At 70.4% G+C, this 1921-nt stretch carries 2 protein-coding genes; both read right to left on the bottom strand.

What is annotated here, in order from left to right:
- Positions 1 to 9: 9 nt before the first annotated feature.
- Entirely contained in the window at positions 10 to 816 is an 807-nt protein-coding gene (locus tag MJ783_RS02945; RefSeq protein WP_239308358.1) for an N-acyl homoserine lactonase family protein, read from the bottom strand.
- A gap of 51 nt (positions 817 to 867) precedes the next feature.
- Complete coding sequence (gene era / locus MJ783_RS02940; protein WP_239308357.1) at positions 868 to 1785, bottom strand: GTPase Era; 918 nt, start codon at positions 1783 to 1785, stop codon at positions 868 to 870.
- Positions 1786 to 1921: the final 136 nt, after the last annotated feature.

Raw genomic sequence — 1921 nt, 5'->3', positions numbered from 1 at the left:
GGTCCGGGTTCAGGTAGCCAGCTCCGTGACGAGCGCCGGCCACACGACCGGGTCGTGCCCGGGGACCAGGCGCAGCCCGCGGGCGGAGGCGATGGCCTTCAACCGCCGGATCGGCTCGATGGTCGCCTCCGGTGGAACGCCGATCGACCCACCGACCGCTCGCTCCGAGTCGATGTTCTCCCGCAGATCCGCGGCGTCGAACGCGAAGACATACCCGCCACCGCCTACCGCGGGATCCATCTCGACGACAAAACTCTGGTGACCGGGGGTGTGCCCGGCGGTGAGGATCGCGGTCACCCCCGTGGCGATCTCGCTGTCGCCGTCGGCCGGCCGCCAGGCGATCGCCGGATCGTCGAAGTCGACCCGGATGATGCCGTCAGCCTCCAGCCGCGCCGGGTGCGCGCCAAGTCCGTGATCAAGCTCCCGGCGCTGAATATGGACGGGGGTGTTCCGCCGCGCAAAGTGGCGCAGCCCACCGGCATGGTCGTTGTGCAGGTGCGAGACGGCAACCGCGTCGATCTGGTCGAGCGTGAGCCCGACACGTCCCAGTTCACCCTCCAGCGGGTCGCCGGCGCCGGCCGGGAGCCGTACCTCCACGCCGGTGTCCTGGTGGAACCGACGGCACAGGGCCGGGTCCCGGACGAAAGCCGGGTTGAGCCCGGTGTCGACCAGTAACCAGCCCCCGTCGACCTCCAGCAGCAGCGCCGGGACGGGCTCCCACAGCCGGATGCCGTCCGGGGCGCCATACACCGACATCGAGTACGGCACCTCGACCCACCCCAGAGTCAGCGGGATCACCCGCCGCACGCCAGCCATGAGCGTCACTATCCGCCGACCGGGCCGAAGGTGTGGACCGGGCGGCGCCGGTCAGAAGCCGAGCTTTCGGAGCTGGCGGGGATCGCGCTGCCAGTCCTTGGCGACCTTGACGTGCAGGTCCAGAAAGACCGGGGTGCCCAGCAGCGCCTCGATCTGGGTACGGGCCCGCGTCCCGACGTCCTTCAGACGGGCGCCCCGCGCGCCGATGACGATCGCCTTCTGGCTCTGCCGCTCGACGTAGACATTCACATGGACGTCCAGCAACGGGCGGTCAGCGGGCCGGTCCGCACGCGGGATCATCTCCTCCACGACGACGGCCAGCGAGTGCGGCAGCTCGTCCCGCACGCCCTCCAAAGCGGCCTCGCGTACCAGCTCGGCGACCATCACCTGCTCAGGCTCGTCGGTCAGGTCACCGTCCGGATACAGCGGCGGACCGGCCGGCAACCGCTCGACCAGCAGGTCCGCGAGCAGGTTCACCTGAAACGACGACACGGCGCTGACCGGTACCACCTCGGCGAAGTCGGCCAGCGAGGAGACCGCGAGCAGCTGGGCGCCCAGCGCGTCCCGGTCAGACACCAGATCGGTCTTGGTGACGACCGCGATCACCGGCGTCCGTTTGGGCAGCCGGGCGAGCTCCTCGGCGATGAAGCGGTCACCACGACCGACCGGATCGTTCGCCGGGACGCAGAAGGCGACCACGTCCACCTCGGACAGGGTCGTGCGCACCACGTCGTTGAGGCGTTGGCCGAGCAGCGTCCGGGGGCGGTGCAGCCCGGGGGTGTCAACCAGCACAAGCTGAGCATCGGCGCGGTGCACGATACCCCGGATGGCGTGCCGGGTCGTCTGCGGACGCCCGGAGGTGATCGCGACCTTGGCTCCGACGAGTGCGTTGGTCAGTGTGGACTTACCCGCGTTGGGACGTCCGACAAAGCACGCGAACCCTGACCGGAACCGCGGTTCAGTCCCCACGGCGAGAGCCACTAGGTTGTCACCCGGCCGCGCGCCACCCCGTCCGGGCTGGCGAGGAACACCGGGACGCCGGCACCGAACTCACCGAGCACGAGCAGGTCGTCGACGGCTGGCACGGCGGCTGGCACGCCAGGCA

Origin of the sequence: Protofrankia sp. Cj3, assembly GCF_917627355.1 — a bacterium.
Lineage (GTDB): Bacteria > Actinomycetota > Actinomycetes > Frankiales > Frankiaceae > Protofrankia.
This window is presented reverse-complemented; position numbering and strand designations above follow the sequence as displayed.